Here is a 17,164-nt window from a genome sequence, read left to right on the forward strand (position 1 = left end):
GAGTACAGGCGACTGTATCGGATATCTGGGAGACACCATGAACGCGACACGTACTCCCGCCCAGGTCCTGGACCGACTGATCACGGCGACCAACGCGCACGACATCGACGGCCTCGTCGACTGCTTCGCGCAGGACTACACGTTGACCGACCCGGTGCACCCGGCGCGGTCGTTCACCGGGTCGGCGCAGGTGCGCCGGAACTGGACGACGATGTTCGACGCCGTGCCCGACATCCGCCTGAACGTGCAGGAACGCGCCGTCACCGACAAGGGTTTCTGGCTCGAAGCGGCACAGGAGGGCACCGGACGAGACGACCGCCGCCTGGAGATGCGTACGGTCTTCATCGCGGTCGTCGCAGGCGGCCAGATCACCAGTGCGCGGATGTATGCCGCGCCGGTCGAGCAAGGGGGCCCGGGCATTGACGCGGTCTTCGCGGCCATCGCCGGGAAGCTTCGCTCAGCCTCGGACGCCGTCGACGGGACTGGAGGGAACCAGGAGAGCCGGCCATGATCACCATCGTGGGCGGGACCGGCAGGCTGGGTCGCCTCGTCACCGCGCGCCTCCTCGCCGAGGGGCAGCCGGTGAGGGCGGTAGCCAGGTCGGCGCCGGACACACCGCTGACGGGGGCGCACTTGGTCGCCGCGGACGTGCGTCGACCCGCTTCCCTGCGCCCGGCGCTGGCCGGCTCGAGTGTGGTGGTCTCGGCCATGCACGGCATGGACCCGGCCGCCGGCGAGTCGCCCCCAAAGGTGGACCGCGACGGCAACCGCAACCTGATCCGCGCAGCGTGCGAGGTCGGCGCAGACATCGTGCTGGTGTCGATCGTCGGCGCCCGGGAGGACCACCCCATCGAGCTCTTCCGGATGAAGGCCGCAGCGGAGGCGGCGCTCCTCGATGCCGCGGCCGACTACGGAGCCCGCTGGACCATCGTGCGAGCGGCCGCGTTCGCGGACATGTGGCTCGACCTCTTCCGCGGCACGGCCGGACGGTCTGGTGTGCCGAAAGTGATGGGGCCCGGGCGCAACGTCGTGAACTTCGTGGCGGTCGACGACGTGGCCGTGGCGGTAGCTCGTGCCGCCACGGACTTCTCCCTGCGAGGACACGTCGTGGAGGTCGCGGGCGAGGACCTCAGTGCGACTCAGCTCGCCACCCTCGTGACTGCGCCCGGCAAGCGCCCGGCGCACATCCCGACGCCGGTGGTGTGGTCGGCCGGGAACGTGCTGCGGCCATTCCGCCCCAGCCTGGCCCGGGCGGTCAGGCAGGCGCTCGTGATGGAACGCGTCCCGCTGCGGGCGGACCCCGGGCCCGGGCACTCGGAACACCCATGGCTCCCCCTGACACCCATCTCGGCGCTCGCATCATCGACACGGTGAGGCGGCGCGCACGCCAGCGACGCCTCACCGTCCCAAGCAAGCCCAAGCCGGAAGGCGAAGGATGCGCCGCGTGCGCGCTCCCTCCGATGTCTTCCCTGAAAAACTCTGCTCAGGTCTTCCTGCGCGTTCCACGCGACGCACCGCGCCGCCAGGTGCTCTGCCGACGCGAGCGGTACGTCTCGCCGGCGAGGGTCTCGGCCTTGTTCCGAGCAGCGGCGTGCTGCGCACCGGCGCAGGAGGCGTGACCCAGTAGCCGTTGACGCACTTGCCGATGGGCGTGCCGGCCGCGAAAAGACGCAGTCGTTCCCCGAAGGATTGCGACCGGCGGTCCTACTGGGCGCCTTCGCCGGGCTTCGTCTCGCCGAAGCGGCTGCCCTGCGCTTTGATGTGGACTTCATGCGCGGCATCGTGCACCCGGCGATCCAGTACCCGGCCGAGCCGCTGAAGTCGGACACGGCCATGACGGCGATACCGATCCCGCCCGAGCTGGCGCTCATGCTGTCGGCCGAGGGCGCGCGGACGCGGGCTGAGGTGCTGGTCACGAATGAGATCATGCGACCGTCGACGCCCTGGGTGATCGAGCGCGCCATGCGGCACGGTCGAGCCTCCGTGCGCGGCCTGCCTCAGGGCTTCCGGTTCCACGACCTGCGCCACTACTTCCCCTCGCTGCTCATTGCCGCAGGCCTCGACGTCAAGATCGTTCAGGCTCGGCTGCGACACGCGTCAGCGATGACGACCCGGAACACCGACGGACGCCTCTGGCCGGACAGCGACGAGTCCTCACGGGCTGCCGTCGCGGTGGCGCTGGCAGCCCGTGAGGACAAGTCAAGAACAACGGAGGTGAGCAACTGACGTTTCAGCAAGTCAGAGGCCCTGCGCGGCTCAGATGTCGAAGTACATCTCGAACTCGTGCGGGTGCGGACGGAAGCGGATCGGGTCCACCTCGTTCTTGCGCTTGTAGTCGATCCACGCCTCGATGAGGTCCTCGGTGAAGACGTCGCCCTCGAGGAGGTACTCGTGGTCCGCCTCCAGCGCGTCGAGCACGGCAGGCAGCGACCCGGGGACCTGCTGGATCGCGGCGTGCTCCTCGGGGGGCAGCTCGTAGAGGTCCTTGTCGACCGGCTCCGGCGGCTCGATGCGGTTCTTGATGCCGTCGAGGCCCGCCATCAGCTGCGCGGCGAAGCACAGGTACGGGTTGGCCGACGGGTCGGGCACGCGGAACTCGATGCGCTTGGCCTTGGGCGAGGTGCCCGTGATCGGGATGCGCACGCACGCCGAGCGGTTGCGGGCGGAGTAGACGAGGTTGACCGGAGCCTCGTAGCCCGGCACCAGGCGGTGGTAGGAGTTCACCGTCGGGTTCGTGAACGCGAGCAGCGACGGGGCGTGCTTCAGCAGGCCGCCGATGTACCAGCGGGCCAGGTCCGAGAGGCCGCCGTAGCCGCGCTCGTCGTAGAAGAGGGGCTCGCCGTCCTTCCAGAGCGACTGGTGCGTGTGCATGCCCGAGCCGTTGTCACCGAAGAGGGGCTTGGGCATGAACGTGGCCGTGTGGCCCTGCTTCCACGCCGAGTTCTTAACGACGTACTTGAACTTCATGAGGTCGTCGCCGGAGTGAAGCAGCGTGTTGAAGCGGTAGTTGATCTCCATCTGGCCCGCGGTGCCGACCTCGTGGTGGCTGCGCTCGACGTTGAGACCGACCTCCTTGAGCTCGAGGCAGATCTTGTCGCGGAAGTCGGCGAAGTGGTCGACGGGGGAGACGGGGAAGTAGCCGCCCTTGTAGCGGGTCTTGTAGCCCTTGTTGCCGCCCTCCTCCTCGCGCCCGGTGTTCCACGCGGCCTCGATGGAGTCGAGGTAGTAGTAGGAGGCGTTGGACTTCGTCTCGAAGCGGACGTCGTCGAAGATGTAGAACTCGGCCTCGGCACCGAAGTAGGCGGTGTCGGCGATGCCGGTGGACTTGAGGTACTCCTCGGCCTTGCTCGCGATGTTGCGCGGGTCGCGGCTGTAGCGCTCGTCCGTGAAGGGGTCGAGGATCGAGAAGTTCATGACGAGCGTCTTCTCGGCGCGGTACGGGTCGAGGAAGGCGGTCTGGACGTCCGGGACCAGCTTCATGTCGGACTCGTGGATCGCCTGGAAGCCGCGGATCGAGGACCCGTCGAACATCTGACCGACGGTGAAGAAGTCCTCGTCGACCGACTCAGCCGGCACGTTGAAGTGCTGCATGACACCGGGCAGATCGCAGAACCGAATGTCGACGAACTTGACGTCCTCGTCCTTGATGAACGTGAGGACCTCATCAGCTGAGCTGAACATCCAACCTCCTGAAATGGGGCGAGGTCGACCCTCGATCCCGGGCTCGGCAGAGCGGCAGGCATCGAGGGCGGCCTCGTGTTGTCGGGCTCGACCCTACTCATCGCCGATTTCTCGGCAGTGACCCGGATGTTTCGCCGGTGTTACGGCGGGACATGTCTGGGCCGGGCCGCGCTCGGGGCAGCGCCCGGGTCTCGTTACGCTGGAGCCGTGGTTGATCGCAAGGACATGGGCTCCTGGCTGCAGGGCCCGAGAGCTCGCACGAGCGCCGACGACGAGTACCGCGGCCGCCACCTCGGCCTTCCCCCGAGCGGTCCCGGCTCGCTGGCCGGTTTCGGCATCCGGGTCGTCGGCGTCCTGATCGACTGGGGCATCGCCTCGCTCATCGCCCGGGGCCTGTTCGGAGTGCCCCTGCCGTTCTCGCAGCCGCCGGCGTCGGGCGCACAGGGCTTCGTGGTGCTGGGCGTGTTCGCCGTCATGCACCTGCTGCTCGTCGGCACCGTCGGCTTCACCATCGGCCACCGCATCGCGGGACTGCAGGTCCGCTCCCTCGGTGGCACGGGCCGCGTGCTGCCGCTGCAGGCGATCGTGCGGACCCTGCTGCTGTGCCTCTTCATCCCCGCCGTCGTGTGGGACCGGGACGGGCGTGGCCTGCACGACAAGGTGCCCGGCACCGTCATCGTGCGGCTGCGCTGAGCCCACCGCCGCGAGGACGCGGCGCCGCCGTCGAGAACAGCTGGTGTAGGCGGAAGGCCTGGCTCCCGTGGGGGCCAGGCCTTCCGCATACATCTGGGGTCGAACCGATCGGGCGCTACCGAGCCGACCGGCTGCAGGTGCGGCTCACTTGCCCCGGAGCGCCCTGCGGTCCATGCGGGCGCGCGTCGGGTCGACACCCGGCGGCAGGGGAGCGCGCAGGCCACCGAGCGCCTTGAGACGCTTGTTGACCAGGGCCATCTCGTCCTTCGTGATCTGCGGCTTGAGGCGCTGCACCTTGCTCGCGAGCTTGGGCAGGGGCACCTCGTTGTCGCCGGAGCCGACGCGGAGCGTCGTGACCGGGACACCGGGGGCGACGCGCTCGACGCGCTTCTTCTCGGCCGCGAGCAGCTTCTGCACGCGGCCGGTCGGACCCTCGCCGACGAGGACGACGCCGGGGCGCCCCAGGGCGCGGTAGACCATGGCTGCGGAGCTGATGTCACCGGGCCGCGCGACGTCGGCGGCCACGGGCTCGCGCTCGGTGTACCAGCCGCGGCGGATGGAGGTCAGCGCCGCGCCGGCAGCACCGGCCTGGCCCTCGATCTGGCTGTAGGCGGCACGCTCGGCGCGGCGGCTCATGATCATCGTCGCGGCGAGAATGCCGAAGAGCACGCCGAAGATCCCGAGGATCCAGGGCAGCTTGACGAGGAAGCCGACGACGAGCAGCACCCCGAAGACGACGAGGAACGACAGCAGCATGTACCAGCCGATGAGCGGGTCAGCCTGCTTGGAGATCCGATAGACGTCCAGGACCTGGGACAGCCGTCCCTGCTTCTTCTCCGACGAGCTCGCGTCGCCGTCCTTGTTGTTGCGTGCCATGGTGCTCAGGATACGGCGCTCTGGGCGCGCGCCACCAACGACGCCGCCTCCTGGCGCGCGGGCGACTCGGCGGCCTCCGCGAGGTGCGACAGGTGCTCGGGGATCTCGCGCCCCCACTTGCGCATCGCGGTCGCCCACAGGCGCCCGGCGCGGTAGGACGACCGCACGAGCGGGCCGGCCATGACGCCCTTGAAGCCCATCGCCTCGGCCACCTCGGACCAGTGGACGAACTCCTCCGGCTTGACCCATCGGTCGATGGGGTGGTGCAGCTTGGACGGGCGGAGGTACTGGGTGATGGTGAGGACGTCGCAGCCGGCGTCGTGCAGGTCGCGGATGGCCTCCTCGATCTCGACGTCGGTCTCGCCCATGCCGAGGATGAGGTTGCTCTTCGTGACGAGCTCGGCCTCGCGCGCCATCGTCAAAACTTGGAGCGACTTGTCGTAGGTGAAGGCCGGACGGATGCGCTTGAAGATGCGCGGCACCGTCTCGAGGTTGTGCGCGAAGACCTCGGGACGGGCGTCGAAGACCTGCCCGACGAGCTCCGGCTTGGCCCCGAAGTCGGGTGGGAGGATCTCGACGCCGGTGTTGGGGTTGAGCAGGTGGATCTGGCGGATCGTCTCGGCGTAGAGCCCGGCGGCGCCGTCGGGCTGGTCGTCGCGGGCGACACCGGTGACGGTGGAGTAGCGCAGCCCCATCCGGGCCACGGACTCGGCCACCCGGCGCGGCTCGTCGAGGTCGAGGGAGGTCGGGCGCCCCGTGGCGATGTCGCAGAAGTCGCAGCGACGCGTGCACACGTCGCCCCCGATGAGGAAGGTGGCCTCCTTGTCCTCCCAGCACTCGAAGATGTTGGGACAGCCGGCCTCCTGGCACACCGTGTGCAGGCCCTCGCTCTTGACCATCGAGTGCAGGGCGGTGTATTCCGGACCCATCTTCGCGGTCGTCCGGATCCAGGACGGCTTGCGCTCGATGGGGGTCTCGGCGTTGCGCGCCTCGACGCGCAGCAGACGACGGCCGTCGGGAACGACAGACACACGGGCTCCTTGGTGGGGTTTGGCTGCTCAGCACAGGTTACGCCCACCTGCCGACAGGGCTGGACAGCCGGGACGGCCGCCGGGAGCCGGGCGGACGGCATACGACAGCCGGGGTATGCCGTCACGCTCGGCCGAGCGGTCAGCTCACGTCACGCCGGCGGAAGGAGAGCACCCCGACCGCCACCACGAGCAGCACGGCGCACAGGAGGAAGACCCAGCCGTGGGTGTAGCTCAGCGTGTGCTCCCGGAAGTCGCACCGGGAGGGAGTGCAGTCCTCGGCGTAGTAGGTCGCGCGCTTCTCGACGAACGCCTGGATGTTCTTCAACGCCGACCACTGCTGCAGGCGGCCCTGGAGCAGCGAGTTCATCGCGAAACCCTCGACGACGACGGCGTAGCCGAGCACGACGCCGATGATGCCGGCGGTGTGCCGAAGCAGCAGGCCCAGCGCCGCACCACCGAGCCCGGCGCCGACCACCAGCGCGACCACTCGCAGGCCGAGGAGGGCGAGCGGCTCGTCAGGGGCAGGCGGACTCGGCAGCTGCAGGTCCGAACCGGGCCGGTTGACGACCGAGACCATCCGTGCGCCGAGGTTCGCGAGCGTCAGCGCCAGCACGGCGAGGGCGGCTGCACCCACCGCGATCGCGGCCAGCTTGGTGCCGGCGACCCGGAGGCGTCGCGGCGCGAAGGTCAGCCACGTGCCCATCGAGCCGCTGGCGAACTCCGCACCGACGAAGCTCGCCCCCAGCAGGAGAGCGACGAACGCGAGGAGCAGGGCGCCTGCCTGGGCGATGCCCACGGTGATGGTGTCGGCGTCCGGGAGGACGAGCCCCATGTCCTGGAGGGTCGGTGGCTGCTGCTGCTCGCAGCCGAGGTCCACCGACGAGTCCCCGCTGCGCTCGCGCTCCTGCGCCTGGGCCGCGCGGCACTGCTCGAGCATCCGCGGCACTTCCTGCTGCATGGACCGGTAGTCGTCGAGCTGGCGGGCGATGCGCTCCGGGGAGCTCTCGTTGTACGCGTTGTAGACGGTGGCACCGATGAAGAGCACGACGGCCACGACCGCCACCTTGGTCAGGCGGCGCCACCAGAGCCGGCGCAGCTCGACGCCCACGAGGCCCGCGATCGAGGTGCCGTGCGGCCGCACGTCGGCGCGAGGGCGGGAGTCGGGGGAGATCAGGGTATTGCTCACGCCGCACCCCCTTGCACCTGGCCGGCGACCCGGTCGGCGTCGCTGCCCAGGCCCTCGTGCGCGGTGAGAGCCAAGAAGGCCGACTCGAGGTCGGCGCGCACGGGGACGAGCTCGGCGACGTAGAGACCGTGCCCCGCGAGAGCCCGGGTCACCGCCGACGGGTCGTCGGTGCCGACGACGAGCTGGCCCCCGTCGCGGGTGACGGGGAAGCCGTCGGCCTCCAGCACCTCGGCCGCGCGGTCCGGTGAGGCCACGCCCACGCGCACCTGCGCGACACCGGTGCCGCCGAGGATGTCGCCCACACGGCCCTCGGCGAGCAGTGCGCCGTGGCCGATGATCGACACCGTGTCGGCGACCTGCTCGACCTCCGCCAGGATGTGGGAGCTGACGAGCACCGTCTTGCCTTGGCCGCCGAGGCTCCTCATCGTGTCGCGGACCTCCCGGATTCCTGCCGGGTCGAGCCCGTTGGTCGGCTCGTCGAAGATGAGCAGGTCCGGGTCCTTGAGCAGCGTCGCCGCGATCGCGAGCCGCTGCTTCATGCCGAGGGAGAAGCCGGCATACCGGTCGTGCCCCCGGTCCGCGAGGTGCGTCGCCTCGAGGACCTCCTCGATGCGGTGGCGAGGCGTGCCGATGGCACCGGCGAGCAGGGCCAGGTTCTGCCGGGCGGTGAAGCGCGGGAAGAACTTCGGCGACTCGACGATGGCGCCGACCCGGTCGATGACGTGGGGCAGCCGTGCGGGCACCCGTTCGCCGAAGACCTCGGCGGTCCCGGAGTCGGCGCGCACCAGCCCCAGCAGCATGCGGATCGTGGTCGTCTTGCCGCTGCCGTTGGGTCCGAGGAACCCGTGGACCCCGCCCAGCGGCACGGTCATCGACAGGCCGGTGACGGCGACACGCCGCGACCCCCGGCTCAGGTACGTCTTGCGCAGGTTGACGGTGCGGACGGCGACGTCCATGGCTTCTCCCCCTGAGAGTCGGCTGTGAGCACACCCTAGGGGTGGCAGCCGTGTCTCAGGTGAGGACGCGCTGGTTGGGCCGGAGCGTCGGGAGGATGTCGGCGAGGTGCTTCTCGACGTGCGGGAGCACCTCGGTGACCGGCACGTCTCGGCCGAGCTCGAAGGACAGTGACGTGACCCCTGCCCCGACGATGCCGCAGGGGATGATGACGTCGCCCCAGGACAGGTCGGGGTTGCAGTTGAAGGCGAAGCCGTGCATCGCGACCTGGCGGCTGACCCGGATGCCGATGGCGCCGATCTTGCGGCGCGGGCCGCGGTCGTCCTCCGCGATCCACGTGCCGCTCTCACCCGCGACGCGGCCGGCCTCCACGCCGAAGTCGGCGCAGACCCGGATCATCATCTCCTCGATGTGCCGGACGTAGCCGACGACGTCGATGGGGGCCGGGAGCCGGACGATGGGGTAGCCGGTGATCTGCCCGGGGCCGTGCCAGGTGATCTTGCCGCCGCGGTCGACGTCGATGACCGGCGTGCCGTCCTTGGGTCGCTCGTGCGGCTCGGTGCGCTTGCCGGCCGTGTAGACGGCGCGGTGCTCGAGGAGGTAGACGGTGTCGGGCTCCTCGCCCGCCACGACCTTCGCGTGGGTGTCGCGCTGCACCTGCCACGCCTGCTCGTAGTCGACGAAGTCGGGGTCGAGGCCGAGGTGGACGAAGCGCATGCGAGCACCCTACGCCGGGCGGCATACGATGCCGGAATGCCTCCTACCGACCCGTCCCCGTCCGCCCCACTGCGCGTCGGACTCGTCGGCTACGGGTCCGCCGGGCGGGGCATCCACGCCCCGCTCATCGGCCGGGCGGGCCTCACCGTCGCCGCGGTCTCGACGGCGGACGCGGCACGCGCGGACGCGGCGCGTGCCGAGCTGCCCGGCGCAGAGGTGGTGCCCGACCTCGAGACTCTGCTGGGCGTCCCGGACCTCGAGCTCGTCGTGCTCGCCTCACCCAGTGGCGTGCACGCGGAGCAGGCCGAGCGCGTCATCGCCGCCGGTCTCCCGCTCGTCGTCGACAAGCCCCTTGCCGTCGACGCCAGCCAGGCCCTCGCCGTGGTCGACCTCGCCGCGCACCATGGGGTGCCGCTGACGGTCTTCAACAACCGTCGCTTCGACCCCGAGCTGGCGGCCCTGCGGGCCGTCCGCGACGAGAAGCTCGTCGGCGAGATCTGGCGGGCCGAGTACCGCTGGGACCGGTGGCGGCCCGTGCCCAAGCAGCGCTGGCGGGAGCAGGTGCCGCCCGAGGAGGGTGGCGGGCTGCTCCTCGACCTGCAGACCCACCTCGTCGACCAGGCGGTCCTCCTGCACGGCGAGGTCGACTCCGTCTATGCCGAGGTCGATGCCCGCACCACGGTCGCGGAGGACGACACCTTCCTCGCGTGCCGCCACACCTCCGGCGTCGTCAGCCACGTCATGTCGAGCTCGGTCAACGGTGCTCCGGGCCCACGCGCCCGCGTCAACGGCTCCGCCGGCTGCTTCGTCATCGGTCGCCAGTTCGACGACGTCAGTGCCTTCACCGAGTTCGAGAACGCGGGCGACGCGGTGGGTTGGGTCGTACGCGGCGACGAGCGGGTGCCGGGTCCCGCCGTGACGGACGCGGACCAGGCGAACTTCTACCGGGCTGTCGCCTCCGCGGTGGCCTCCCCCGACCCGCAGGCCATGATGCCCGTAGACCCACGCGACGCGGTGCACGTCCTCGCAGTCCTCGACGCCGCGCGCATCAGCGCCCGCGACGGCCGCGTCGTCGAGGTGGTGACTCCCGGGCAGACGCCCTGACCCGGGGGCCGACCCGGGCCCGTACCCCACCCGGCTCTCGCCTGTGGATGACACGCGCGCGTCACCCGCCGCCGCTGCTTGCATGACCGGGTGAGCACCAACGAGGTGGGCGAGATCGACCGGCCGCAGGTTCCCGGACACCGCGTCGATGCCGTTCTCGGCGCCGGGGCCTCGGCCGTCGTGTGGTCGGGAACGGACGCGGCGGGGCGGCGGGTCGCCATCAAGGTGCCGCACCGCGGTGGCAACGCCGTCGACGACGAGGCGTCCCTCGTGGAGCAGCAGGTGCTGCTGGCCGTCCAGCACGACCACCTGGTGCCGCTGCGTTCGGTCGTGCCGTTGGCCGACGGCCGCGAGGCCCTGGTCTTCGACCTCGTGGAGGGCGCCCGGCTCGGCGGGATGGTGCGCAGCCGCGGCCACTTGCGAGCGGGTGAGGTGGTCACCGTGCTGACGCCCATCTGCGAGGCCGTGGCGCACCTGCACGCCGCCGGCGGCGTGCACTCGGACATCTCTCCGTCCAACGTCATGGTGACTCCCGAGGGCCGACCCGTCCTGCTCGACCTCGGCGCAGTGCGGGTCGCGGGTGCGACCCCGGGCGCCGTCCACGGGACGATCGGCTTCGTGGCCCCGGAGGTGCGGCTGGGGTCCGAGCCCGGTGACGCCGCCGACGTGTACGCGTTGGGCGCGGTCGCGTGGTTCTGCCTGACCGGCAACGGCGCTCCCGACACGATGATGCGCCTCGACCCCGAGACGGTCGTCAGCCATGTGGGAGCCGAGCTCGCCGTGGTCGTGGCCGCTGCGATCGACCCCGAGCCCGAGCGCCGGCCTGGCGCCGCAGAGCTCGCCCGTCTATTTTACGACGCCGTCGCCCCCGAGCCGGTGGAGGTCGTGGTCGACGCCGACCCGGCGGCGGCTCTGACACACCGCCTGAGGGCCCAGGCCGTCGTCGAGGCCCCGAGCCTGGCGGGCGACCGTGGCGGTCGGTGGTCGGCGTGGCCACGTCCAGGAGCGGCAGGTGGGTCAGGGTGGCTGCGCGGAGGGCGCTGGTCGGCGCTGCCGAGGTGGTTGCAGGCAGCGGGCTGGTCCCACTGGCCCCGATGGCTGCGGCCCACGGCTGCATCGACCGTGGTGGCGGTGCCCCTCCTCGCCGTGGCGGGATGGGCGTTGGCGGCGCAGGTGCCCGCGGCGTCTCCGTCCACCACCCCCACCACGGCGCTGCCTCGTACCTCGGGCCCGTCGGCGGCTCGGGCGGCTCCGAGCCCGCGACCAGGAACGGCGTCGGGGTCGGGCGGCTTGGCGGGAGGCACGACGTCCGCTCCCGGTGATCCGCCGGCAGCTGCGAGCGGCGCCGGCGCCGATGCGCTCCTGCGCGACCCGACGAGCCCGTCGAACCGGCCGGAGGACGTGCTGCAGGTGTTGAGCGACCGGCGCGCGTCCGCGCTCACGGCCCGCGACGCAGGGACGCTCAGGGCCGTCCACGCGCCCGGCTCGGCAAGCCTTGCGAGCGACCACGAGCTCGTCGGCGCACTCGTGGAGGCAGACACGCGGTGGCAGGGCCTGCGGCTCGAGGTGGCCGAGGCCCGGTTCGTCTCCGGCTCACCAACGGTCGCTGTGCTGCGTGCACGCATCGACTGGACGGCATACGTCGTCGTGAGGAGCGGACACACGCGGACGAAGGAGCCGGCCGACATGGGGCGCGAGCTCGACTTCACCCTCGTGCGGGGGCGTCAGGGGTGGCGGATCAGCGCGATCAGCGCTGCACCAGCCACCTGACGGCGCTGTCGAGGTCTGGGTGCTCGAAGGTGAAGCCGGAGGCCAGCAGTGCTGCCGGCTCCACGCGCTGGCTGGCGACGACGTAGTCGGCGAACTCGCCGAGCACCGCCCGTAGCGCGAAGCGCGGTGCAGGCACCAGCGCCGGACGCGACAACGCCTTGCCGATGGCAGTTGCGATCTCACTCTGGCGGGCCACACCGGGGGCGGTGAGGTCGAAGGCCCCCAGCAGCTCGGGATGGTCGATCAGGTGGGTGATGGCCCGCACCTCGTCGACGAGCGTGATCCACGGCCACCACTCACGCCCCGTGCCCATCGGGCCGCCGAGGCCGAGCTTGCCGAGGCGGACGACCTGCTCGAACGCCCCGCCCCGGTGAGCCATCACCAGCCCCGTGCGCGTCAACGCCACGGGTATGCCGGCCTCGACCGCGGGCTGGGCAGCTGCCTCCCAGCGCACGACGACCCCGGAGAGGAAGTCCCTGCCGGGTTCGCTGGTCTCCGTGAGACGCTCCTCGCCGCGGTCGCCGTAGTAGCCGACCGCGGAGGCGTTGACCAGGCGCACGGTGGCACCGGTGCGCTCCTGGTGGGCCACGAGCGCCCGCGCCACGGTGCCCGTGGCGTCGGTGCGTGAGCGCTCCACCTCGCGCTTGTGCTCGTCGTTCCAGCGCCGGTCGCCGATGCCGACGCCCGCGAGGTTCACCACGGCGTCGACGCCGTCGAGCACACCGTCCTCCAGCGTGCCGTGGGAGGGGTCCCACCGGACCTCGGCGGGCCCGGACGGCGGCCGGCGCACCACGCGTACGACCTCGTCGCCGCGCTCGGTCAGGTGACGACGAAGCGCGCCGCCGATCAACCCGGACGAGCCGGTGACGGCGACGCGCTTCGTCATGTGGTGCTCCTTGGTGGGTCCTCGACGACCGGGGCTCAGGCCTCGAACTGCCCCTCTTCGAGACGTGCCTTCATCGTGGCCAGGAACCGGGCGGCGTCCGCCCCGTCGACGATGCGGTGGTCGTAGGAGAGCGCGAGGTACATCATCGAGCGGATCGCGATCGTCTCGCCGCCGTCGGCGTCGGTGACCACGACGGGACGCTTCACGATCGCGCCGGTGCCGAGGATCGCCACCTGCGGCTGGTTGATGATCGGCGTGTCGAACAGCGCGCCGCGGCTGCCGGTGTTGGTGATGGTGAAGGTGCCACCGGCCAGGTCGTCAGGCGTGATCTTGTTGCTGCGGGTGCGCGCAGCGACGTCGGCGATGGCGCGGGCGAGCCCGGCGATGTTGAGGTCGCCGGCGTTCTTGACCACCGGGACGATGAGGCCCTTCTCGGTGTCGACGGCGATCGAGAGGTTCTCGGTGCCGTGGTAGACGACCTCGTCGCCCTCGATGCTCGCGTTGACCATCGGGTGCGCCTTGAGCGCCTCGGTGGCGGCGAGGGCCAGGAACGGCAGGAAGCTGAGCTTGGTGCCCTCGCGGGCCTCGAACTCGCCCTTCACGCGGGCACGGAGGCGGGCCACCTTGGTGAGGTCGACCTCGACGACGGTCGTCAGCTGCGCCGAGACCTGCAGCGACTCGACCATGCGGGTGGCGATCACCTTGCGCAGGCGGCTCATCTTCTCGCGCGTCCCGCGCTTGGGGGAGACGGCGCCGGCTGCGGCCGGAGCGCTCGAGGCCGCGGGGGCTGCGGGTGCGGGCGCCGCCGCGGGCTGCTCGGCGACGGGAGCCGGGGCCTTGGCGGCCTCGGCGGCGTCGAGCACGTCCTGCTTGCGGATGCGGCCACCGACACCGGTGCCGGTGACGGCGCCCAGGTCGACGCCGTGCTGGGCGGCGAGCTTGCGCACGAGCGGCGTCACGTAGGCGGCGGCGTCGTCGCGAGACGGCGTGGCCGCGGGTGCTGCTGCCGGTGCCTCGGGTGCCTCGGGTGCCTCGGGGGACTGCTGGGCCGGCGGGCGCTCGGCGTCGGCGGGCTTGCCCGCCGCCTCGACCGCGGTCTCCTCGCCCTGCCGGGCGGGTGCCTCCTGCGCGGCGGGCGTCTCTGCCGCCTTCTCGGCGGCAGCGGGGGCGGGGGTGTCCGGACGCGCGGGCTCGGGGGCCTGCTGTGGCTCGGGCCGGCGCTCGGGCTCAGGGGCCTGCGCCGGCGCCGCGGCCGGGGCGCTGCCACCGATGACGGCGAGGTCGGCGCCGACCGGGACGGTGTCGTCCTCCTGGACGAGGATCTTGGTGAGCGTGCCCGCGACGGGGGAGGGGATCTCGGTGTCGACCTTGTCGGTCGAGACCTCGAGGAGCGGCTCGTCGACGGCGACCTCGTCGCCCTCGGCCTTGAGCCAGCGCGTGACCGTGCCCTCGGTGACGGACTCGCCCAGGGCCGGCATCGTGACCGTCTGGCCCTCGCCGCCCTCGGACGACGACGCGCCCGCCTGGGGCTGCTGGGCCTGTGCGGCCTCGGGCTCGCTCGTGGCGGGCTGCGGCTCCTGGTCGACGCTCGGCGCCTCGGGGGCAGGTGCGGACTCTTCCTGGGGCGCCGGAGCGGGCTCGGCCGCGGGGGCGTCGCCGCCACCGGCAGGAGCAGCGCCGTCGCCGATGACGGCGAGGTCGGCGCCGACGGGGACGGTGTCGTCCTCCTGCGCGAGGATCTCCTGCAGGGTGCCCGCGACGGGGGAGGGGATCTCCGTGTCGACCTTGTCGGTCGAGACCTCGAGCAGCGGCTCGTCGACCTCGATGCGGTCACCTACGTTCTTCAGCCAGCGGGTGACGGTCCCCTCGGTGACTGACTCACCCAGGGCCGGCATGGTCACGCGTTCTGACATGACGTGTTTTCTCCTCTTCCCAGTTTCTGGCTCAAGCGTGTGCATGCAGGGGCTTACCCGCCAAGGCCAAGTGTGCCTCGCCGAGCGCTTCGTTCTGCGTGGGGTGTGCGTGGACGAGACCGGAGACGTCCTCGGGGTGCGCCTCCCAGTTGACGATGAGCTGCGCCTCACCGACCTGCTCGCCCATCCGGGCCCCGATCATGTGGACGCCGACCACCGGTCCGTCGACCTGGCGGACGAGCTTGACGAAGCCCTGCGTGCCGAGGATCTGTGACTTGCCGTTGCCGCCCAGGTTGTACTCGTAGGTGGCGACGTCGCCGTACTGCTCGCGCGCCTGCGCCTCGGTCAGGCCGACGCTCGCGATCTCGGGGTCGCAGTAGGTGACTCGGGGGATGCCGCTCTCCTCGATGGGCGCCGGCGCGAGGCCCGCGATCTCCTCGGCGACGAAGATGCCCTGGGCGAACCCGCGGTGGGCCAGCTGCAGGCCCGGCACGATGTCGCCGACCGCGTAGACGCCCTCGACGCCGGTGCGCAGCCGCTCGTCGGTGGGGACGAAGCCGCGGTCGACGGTGATCCCGGCGGCCTCGTAGCCGAGCCCGTCGCTGACCGGGCCGCGGCCGACCGCCACGAGGAGCAGGTCGGCCTCGATGGTCTCGCCGGACTCGAGCGAGACCGTGACGACGTCGCCCTGCTGGGTGGCGCCCGCGAATCGCACGCCGGTCTTGAAGGCGATCTTGCGCTTGCGGAACGAGCGCTCCAGCTGCTTGCTGATCGCCTCGTCCTCGGCGGCGACGAGCCGTGGGAGCGCCTCGATGATGGTGACCTCGGAGCCGAAGCTCTTGAAGACGGAGGCGAACTCGACCCCGATGACACCGCCGCCGAGCACGATGACGCGTGCCGGGACGTGGTCGATGGACAGGGCCTGCTCGCTCGTCATGATGCGACCGCCGATCTCGAGCCCGGGCAGCGACCTGGCGTAGCTGCCCGTGGCGAGCACGACGTTGCGGCCGGTGACGCGACGGTCGCCCACGACGACGGTGTGCGGCCCGTCGAGGACGCCGGCGCCCTCGACGTAGTCGATCTTCGCGGCCTTCACCAGGCCCTGCAGGCCCCTGTAGAGGCGGCTGATGACGCCGTCCTTGTAGGCGTTGACGCCCGACATGTCGACCGACTCGAACGTGGTCTTGACACCGAAGGACGCGCCCTCGCGGGCGACGTCGGCCACCTCCGCTGCGTGGAGCAGCGCCTTGGTCGGGATGCAGCCCTGGTGGAGGCACGTGCCGCCGAGCCGACCCTTCTCGACGAGCGCGACGGACAGGCCCAGCTCTGCCGCCCGCAGGGCGCAGGCGTAGCCGCCGGACCCTCCACCGAGAATGACGACGTCGTAGTCGCCTGCGGCATCAGCCGGCATGTGCATGTGCTCCTTCGGGTGAGTTGCCTGCTCCCGCCGCCGCGCACGCGGGAGGCCGGTGGGAGGGCCGGGCATGCGGGCGACCGAGGAGGTGTGGGGTGCAGGAGCATCTTGTCATTGATCCGCTGGGGCGGCACAGGCAGGTGGTGGCTCCCGCGTCCTCCCGCGTGCTCCCGCGTGCTCCTCGGCGCGCTCGCGTTCCCCGCACGGCTCCAACCCGTACAGTTCCGCCATGGGCTGGTTCTCACGGCGCGGCGGGCGCAGGGGCACAGGCCGTGCGGGCCGCTCGGACGGCCCGGAGATGGAGATCGACCGCAAGGCGGTCGAGCAGCACCTTCGTGCCTTCGTCGACTCGCGCCTCGGGGTCGAGGCGTACGTCGAACCGGCCACCAGCGTCACGACCACGACGATCGTGCTCATCGCCTGGGACGGCGAGTGGACGCGCCGCGCGGTCGGCTCGCCCAAGGAGGGGTTCGAGCTCAGCCAGAGACTGGGCATCCCGGTCTACGACGTCAACAAGACGGGCTACCCCAACCGCATGCGCGAGTGGAGCAGACGTCGCCGTCAGGGGGACGCCTGAGCCGGCCCGTCACCGGTCCGGCAGGAGACCCCGCACACGAGCCCTGGCTGCTTCGTCCGCAAACCGGGTGGACCCGGCGGACGTTCGCTGACAGGGTCGAAGAAGATGTTCAGTCCGTGCCGGATTCGGCGCCACAGCACACAGGAGGTTCTCGACATGGCGAAGCAGGATGGCGCGCCCACGGGCCCGAGCGAGGAGATGAAGGCGAGGTTCCGGGCTGCCCTCGACAAGAAGCACGCGCACGGCGGCAAGGACGTCTCCGACGACCACGACCGCACGAAGGTGCACGGTGCACACGGCCCCGCCAAGGCCCAGCAGATGTTCCGCCGCAAGTCCGGCGGCTGAGCCCGCGCGGGCACCAC

17 protein-coding genes are annotated in these 17,164 nt (G+C 71.4%); 8 read left to right on the forward strand and 9 right to left on the reverse strand.

The genetic code is table 11. From position 1 onward, the window contains the following. The first annotated feature begins 37 nt into the window (after nucleotides 1-37). From ABD194_RS16685 to ABD194_RS16695, 3 genes are all read left to right on the forward strand, one after another. A complete protein-coding gene (locus ABD194_RS16685; protein ID WP_343993393.1) occupies nucleotides 38-511 on the forward strand; it encodes a nuclear transport factor 2 family protein in 474 nt (157 codons plus the stop codon). After that, a complete protein-coding gene (locus ABD194_RS16690) occupies nucleotides 508-1,374 on the forward strand; it encodes an SDR family oxidoreductase (protein ID WP_343993395.1) in 867 nt (288 codons plus the stop codon). Before ABD194_RS16685 ends, ABD194_RS16690 begins: the two co-directional genes overlap by 4 nt. Nucleotides 1,375-1,689: 315 nt before the next feature. Next, nucleotides 1,690-2,226 carry a tyrosine-type recombinase/integrase gene (locus ABD194_RS16695; protein WP_343993397.1) on the forward strand — a complete coding sequence of 179 codons (537 nt, stop codon included), beginning with the start codon at nucleotides 1,690-1,692 and terminating at the stop codon, nucleotides 2,224-2,226. A 30-nt stretch (nucleotides 2,227-2,256) separates the two neighbouring features. On the opposite strand, the gene glnA is transcribed toward ABD194_RS16695, so the two are convergent. After that, nucleotides 2,257-3,681: a type I glutamate--ammonia ligase gene (gene glnA, locus ABD194_RS16700; protein WP_343993398.1), complete on the reverse strand. Its 1,425-nt coding sequence runs from the start codon at nucleotides 3,679-3,681 to the stop codon at nucleotides 2,257-2,259. A gap of 207 nt (nucleotides 3,682-3,888) precedes the next feature. Here glnA and ABD194_RS16705 point away from each other — a divergent pair, with 207 nt between their 5' ends. Further along, nucleotides 3,889-4,374, forward strand: coding sequence for an RDD family protein (locus ABD194_RS16705; protein ID WP_343993400.1), 486 nt, complete (start codon nucleotides 3,889-3,891; stop codon nucleotides 4,372-4,374). 144 nt (nucleotides 4,375-4,518) lie between these two features. Here ABD194_RS16705 and ABD194_RS16710 read toward each other — a convergent pair whose 3' ends face one another. The 5 genes from ABD194_RS16710 to lipB form a co-directional block, all read right to left on the reverse strand. Beyond that, nucleotides 4,519-5,250: a DUF4191 domain-containing protein gene (locus ABD194_RS16710; protein ID WP_343993402.1), complete on the reverse strand. Its 732-nt coding sequence runs from the start codon at nucleotides 5,248-5,250 to the stop codon at nucleotides 4,519-4,521. A gap of 5 nt (nucleotides 5,251-5,255) precedes the next feature. Continuing rightward, nucleotides 5,256-6,281, reverse strand: a complete 1,026-nt coding sequence (gene lipA / locus ABD194_RS16715; RefSeq protein WP_343993404.1) for a lipoyl synthase — start codon at nucleotides 6,279-6,281, stop codon at nucleotides 5,256-5,258. A gap of 139 nt (nucleotides 6,282-6,420) precedes the next feature. Next, nucleotides 6,421-7,467, reverse strand: a complete 1,047-nt coding sequence (locus ABD194_RS16720) for an ABC transporter permease subunit (RefSeq protein WP_343993406.1) — start codon at nucleotides 7,465-7,467, stop codon at nucleotides 6,421-6,423. Next, complete coding sequence (locus ABD194_RS16725; RefSeq protein ID WP_343993408.1) at nucleotides 7,464-8,423, reverse strand: ABC transporter ATP-binding protein; 960 nt, start codon at nucleotides 8,421-8,423, stop codon at nucleotides 7,464-7,466. The genes ABD194_RS16720 and ABD194_RS16725 overlap by 4 nt, the downstream gene beginning before the upstream one ends. 55 nt (nucleotides 8,424-8,478) lie before the next feature. Continuing rightward, nucleotides 8,479-9,138: a lipoyl(octanoyl) transferase LipB gene (lipB, locus tag ABD194_RS16730; RefSeq protein WP_343993410.1), complete on the reverse strand. Its 660-nt coding sequence runs from the start codon at nucleotides 9,136-9,138 to the stop codon at nucleotides 8,479-8,481. Nucleotides 9,139-9,174: 36 nt separating this feature from the next. Here lipB and ABD194_RS16735 point away from each other — a divergent pair, with 36 nt between their 5' ends. Together ABD194_RS16735 and ABD194_RS16740 are read left to right on the forward strand one after the other, a co-directional pair. Continuing rightward, on the forward strand, nucleotides 9,175-10,242 hold the full coding sequence (locus tag ABD194_RS16735) for a Gfo/Idh/MocA family protein (protein WP_343993413.1): 1,068 nt from the start codon (nucleotides 9,175-9,177) through the stop codon (nucleotides 10,240-10,242). 90 nt (nucleotides 10,243-10,332) lie between these two features. After that, nucleotides 10,333-12,012 carry a serine/threonine-protein kinase gene (locus ABD194_RS16740; protein WP_343993416.1) on the forward strand — a complete coding sequence of 560 codons (1,680 nt, stop codon included), beginning with the start codon at nucleotides 10,333-10,335 and terminating at the stop codon, nucleotides 12,010-12,012. Here the strand turns inward: ABD194_RS16740 and ABD194_RS16745 are convergent. The 3 genes from ABD194_RS16745 to lpdA are packed head-to-tail and all read right to left on the reverse strand — an operon-like array spanning nucleotide 11,990 to nucleotide 16,222. Further along, the gene (locus ABD194_RS16745) at nucleotides 11,990-12,898 is read right to left on the reverse strand and encodes a TIGR01777 family oxidoreductase (protein ID WP_343993418.1); all 909 of its coding nucleotides are present in this window, start codon (nucleotides 12,896-12,898) and stop codon (nucleotides 11,990-11,992) included. The genes ABD194_RS16740 and ABD194_RS16745 overlap by 23 nt on opposite strands. Before the next feature lie 35 nt (nucleotides 12,899-12,933). Further along, nucleotides 12,934-14,811: a 2-oxoglutarate dehydrogenase, E2 component, dihydrolipoamide succinyltransferase gene (sucB, locus tag ABD194_RS16750; RefSeq protein ID WP_343993420.1), complete on the reverse strand. Its 1,878-nt coding sequence runs from the start codon at nucleotides 14,809-14,811 to the stop codon at nucleotides 12,934-12,936. Nucleotides 14,812-14,842: 31 nt separating this feature from the next. Further along, nucleotides 14,843-16,222: a dihydrolipoyl dehydrogenase gene (gene lpdA / locus ABD194_RS16755; protein WP_343993422.1), complete on the reverse strand. Its 1,380-nt coding sequence runs from the start codon at nucleotides 16,220-16,222 to the stop codon at nucleotides 14,843-14,845. A 232-nt stretch (nucleotides 16,223-16,454) separates the two neighbouring features. Between lpdA and ABD194_RS16760 the strand changes: the two genes are divergently transcribed. Next, entirely contained in the window at nucleotides 16,455-16,802 is a 348-nt protein-coding gene (locus ABD194_RS16760; RefSeq protein WP_343993425.1) for a hypothetical protein, read from the forward strand. Nucleotides 16,803-16,958: 156 nt separating this feature from the next. Then, the gene (locus tag ABD194_RS16765; RefSeq protein WP_343993427.1) at nucleotides 16,959-17,147 is read left to right on the forward strand and encodes a DUF5302 domain-containing protein; all 189 of its coding nucleotides are present in this window, start codon (nucleotides 16,959-16,961) and stop codon (nucleotides 17,145-17,147) included. Nucleotides 17,148-17,164: the final 17 nt, after the last annotated feature.

Origin of the sequence: Terrabacter terrae (assembly GCF_039529575.1) — a bacterium.
In the GTDB taxonomy this organism is placed as follows: Bacteria; Actinomycetota; Actinomycetes; order Actinomycetales; family Dermatophilaceae; genus Terrabacter; species Terrabacter terrae.

Bases quoted from the DNA above. Each gene is read 5' to 3' on its own strand.
- ABD194_RS16725 (WP_343993408.1), bottom strand. From the start codon at position 8,423: ATGGACGTCGCCGTCCGCACCGTCAACCTGCGCAAGACGTACCTGAGC.
- lpdA (WP_343993422.1), bottom strand. From the start codon at position 16,222: ATGCCGGCTGATGCCGCAGGCGACTACGACGTCGTCATTCTCGGTGGA.
- ABD194_RS16765 (WP_343993427.1), top strand. From the start codon at position 16,959: ATGGCGAAGCAGGATGGCGCGCCCACGGGCCCGAGCGAGGAGATGAAG.
- ABD194_RS16710 (WP_343993402.1), bottom strand. From the start codon at position 5,250: ATGGCACGCAACAACAAGGACGGCGACGCGAGCTCGTCGGAGAAGAAG.
- lipB (WP_343993410.1), bottom strand. From the start codon at position 9,138: ATGCGCTTCGTCCACCTCGGCCTCGACCCCGACTTCGTCGACTACGAG.
- ABD194_RS16690 (WP_343993395.1), top strand. From the start codon at position 508: ATGATCACCATCGTGGGCGGGACCGGCAGGCTGGGTCGCCTCGTCACC.
- glnA (WP_343993398.1), bottom strand. From the start codon at position 3,681: ATGTTCAGCTCAGCTGATGAGGTCCTCACGTTCATCAAGGACGAGGAC.
- ABD194_RS16735 (WP_343993413.1), top strand. From the start codon at position 9,175: ATGCCTCCTACCGACCCGTCCCCGTCCGCCCCACTGCGCGTCGGACTC.
- sucB (WP_343993420.1), bottom strand. From the start codon at position 14,811: ATGTCAGAACGCGTGACCATGCCGGCCCTGGGTGAGTCAGTCACCGAG.
- ABD194_RS16760 (WP_343993425.1), top strand. From the start codon at position 16,455: ATGGGCTGGTTCTCACGGCGCGGCGGGCGCAGGGGCACAGGCCGTGCG.
- ABD194_RS16745 (WP_343993418.1), bottom strand. From the start codon at position 12,898: ATGACGAAGCGCGTCGCCGTCACCGGCTCGTCCGGGTTGATCGGCGGC.
- ABD194_RS16685 (WP_343993393.1), top strand. From the start codon at position 38: ATGAACGCGACACGTACTCCCGCCCAGGTCCTGGACCGACTGATCACG.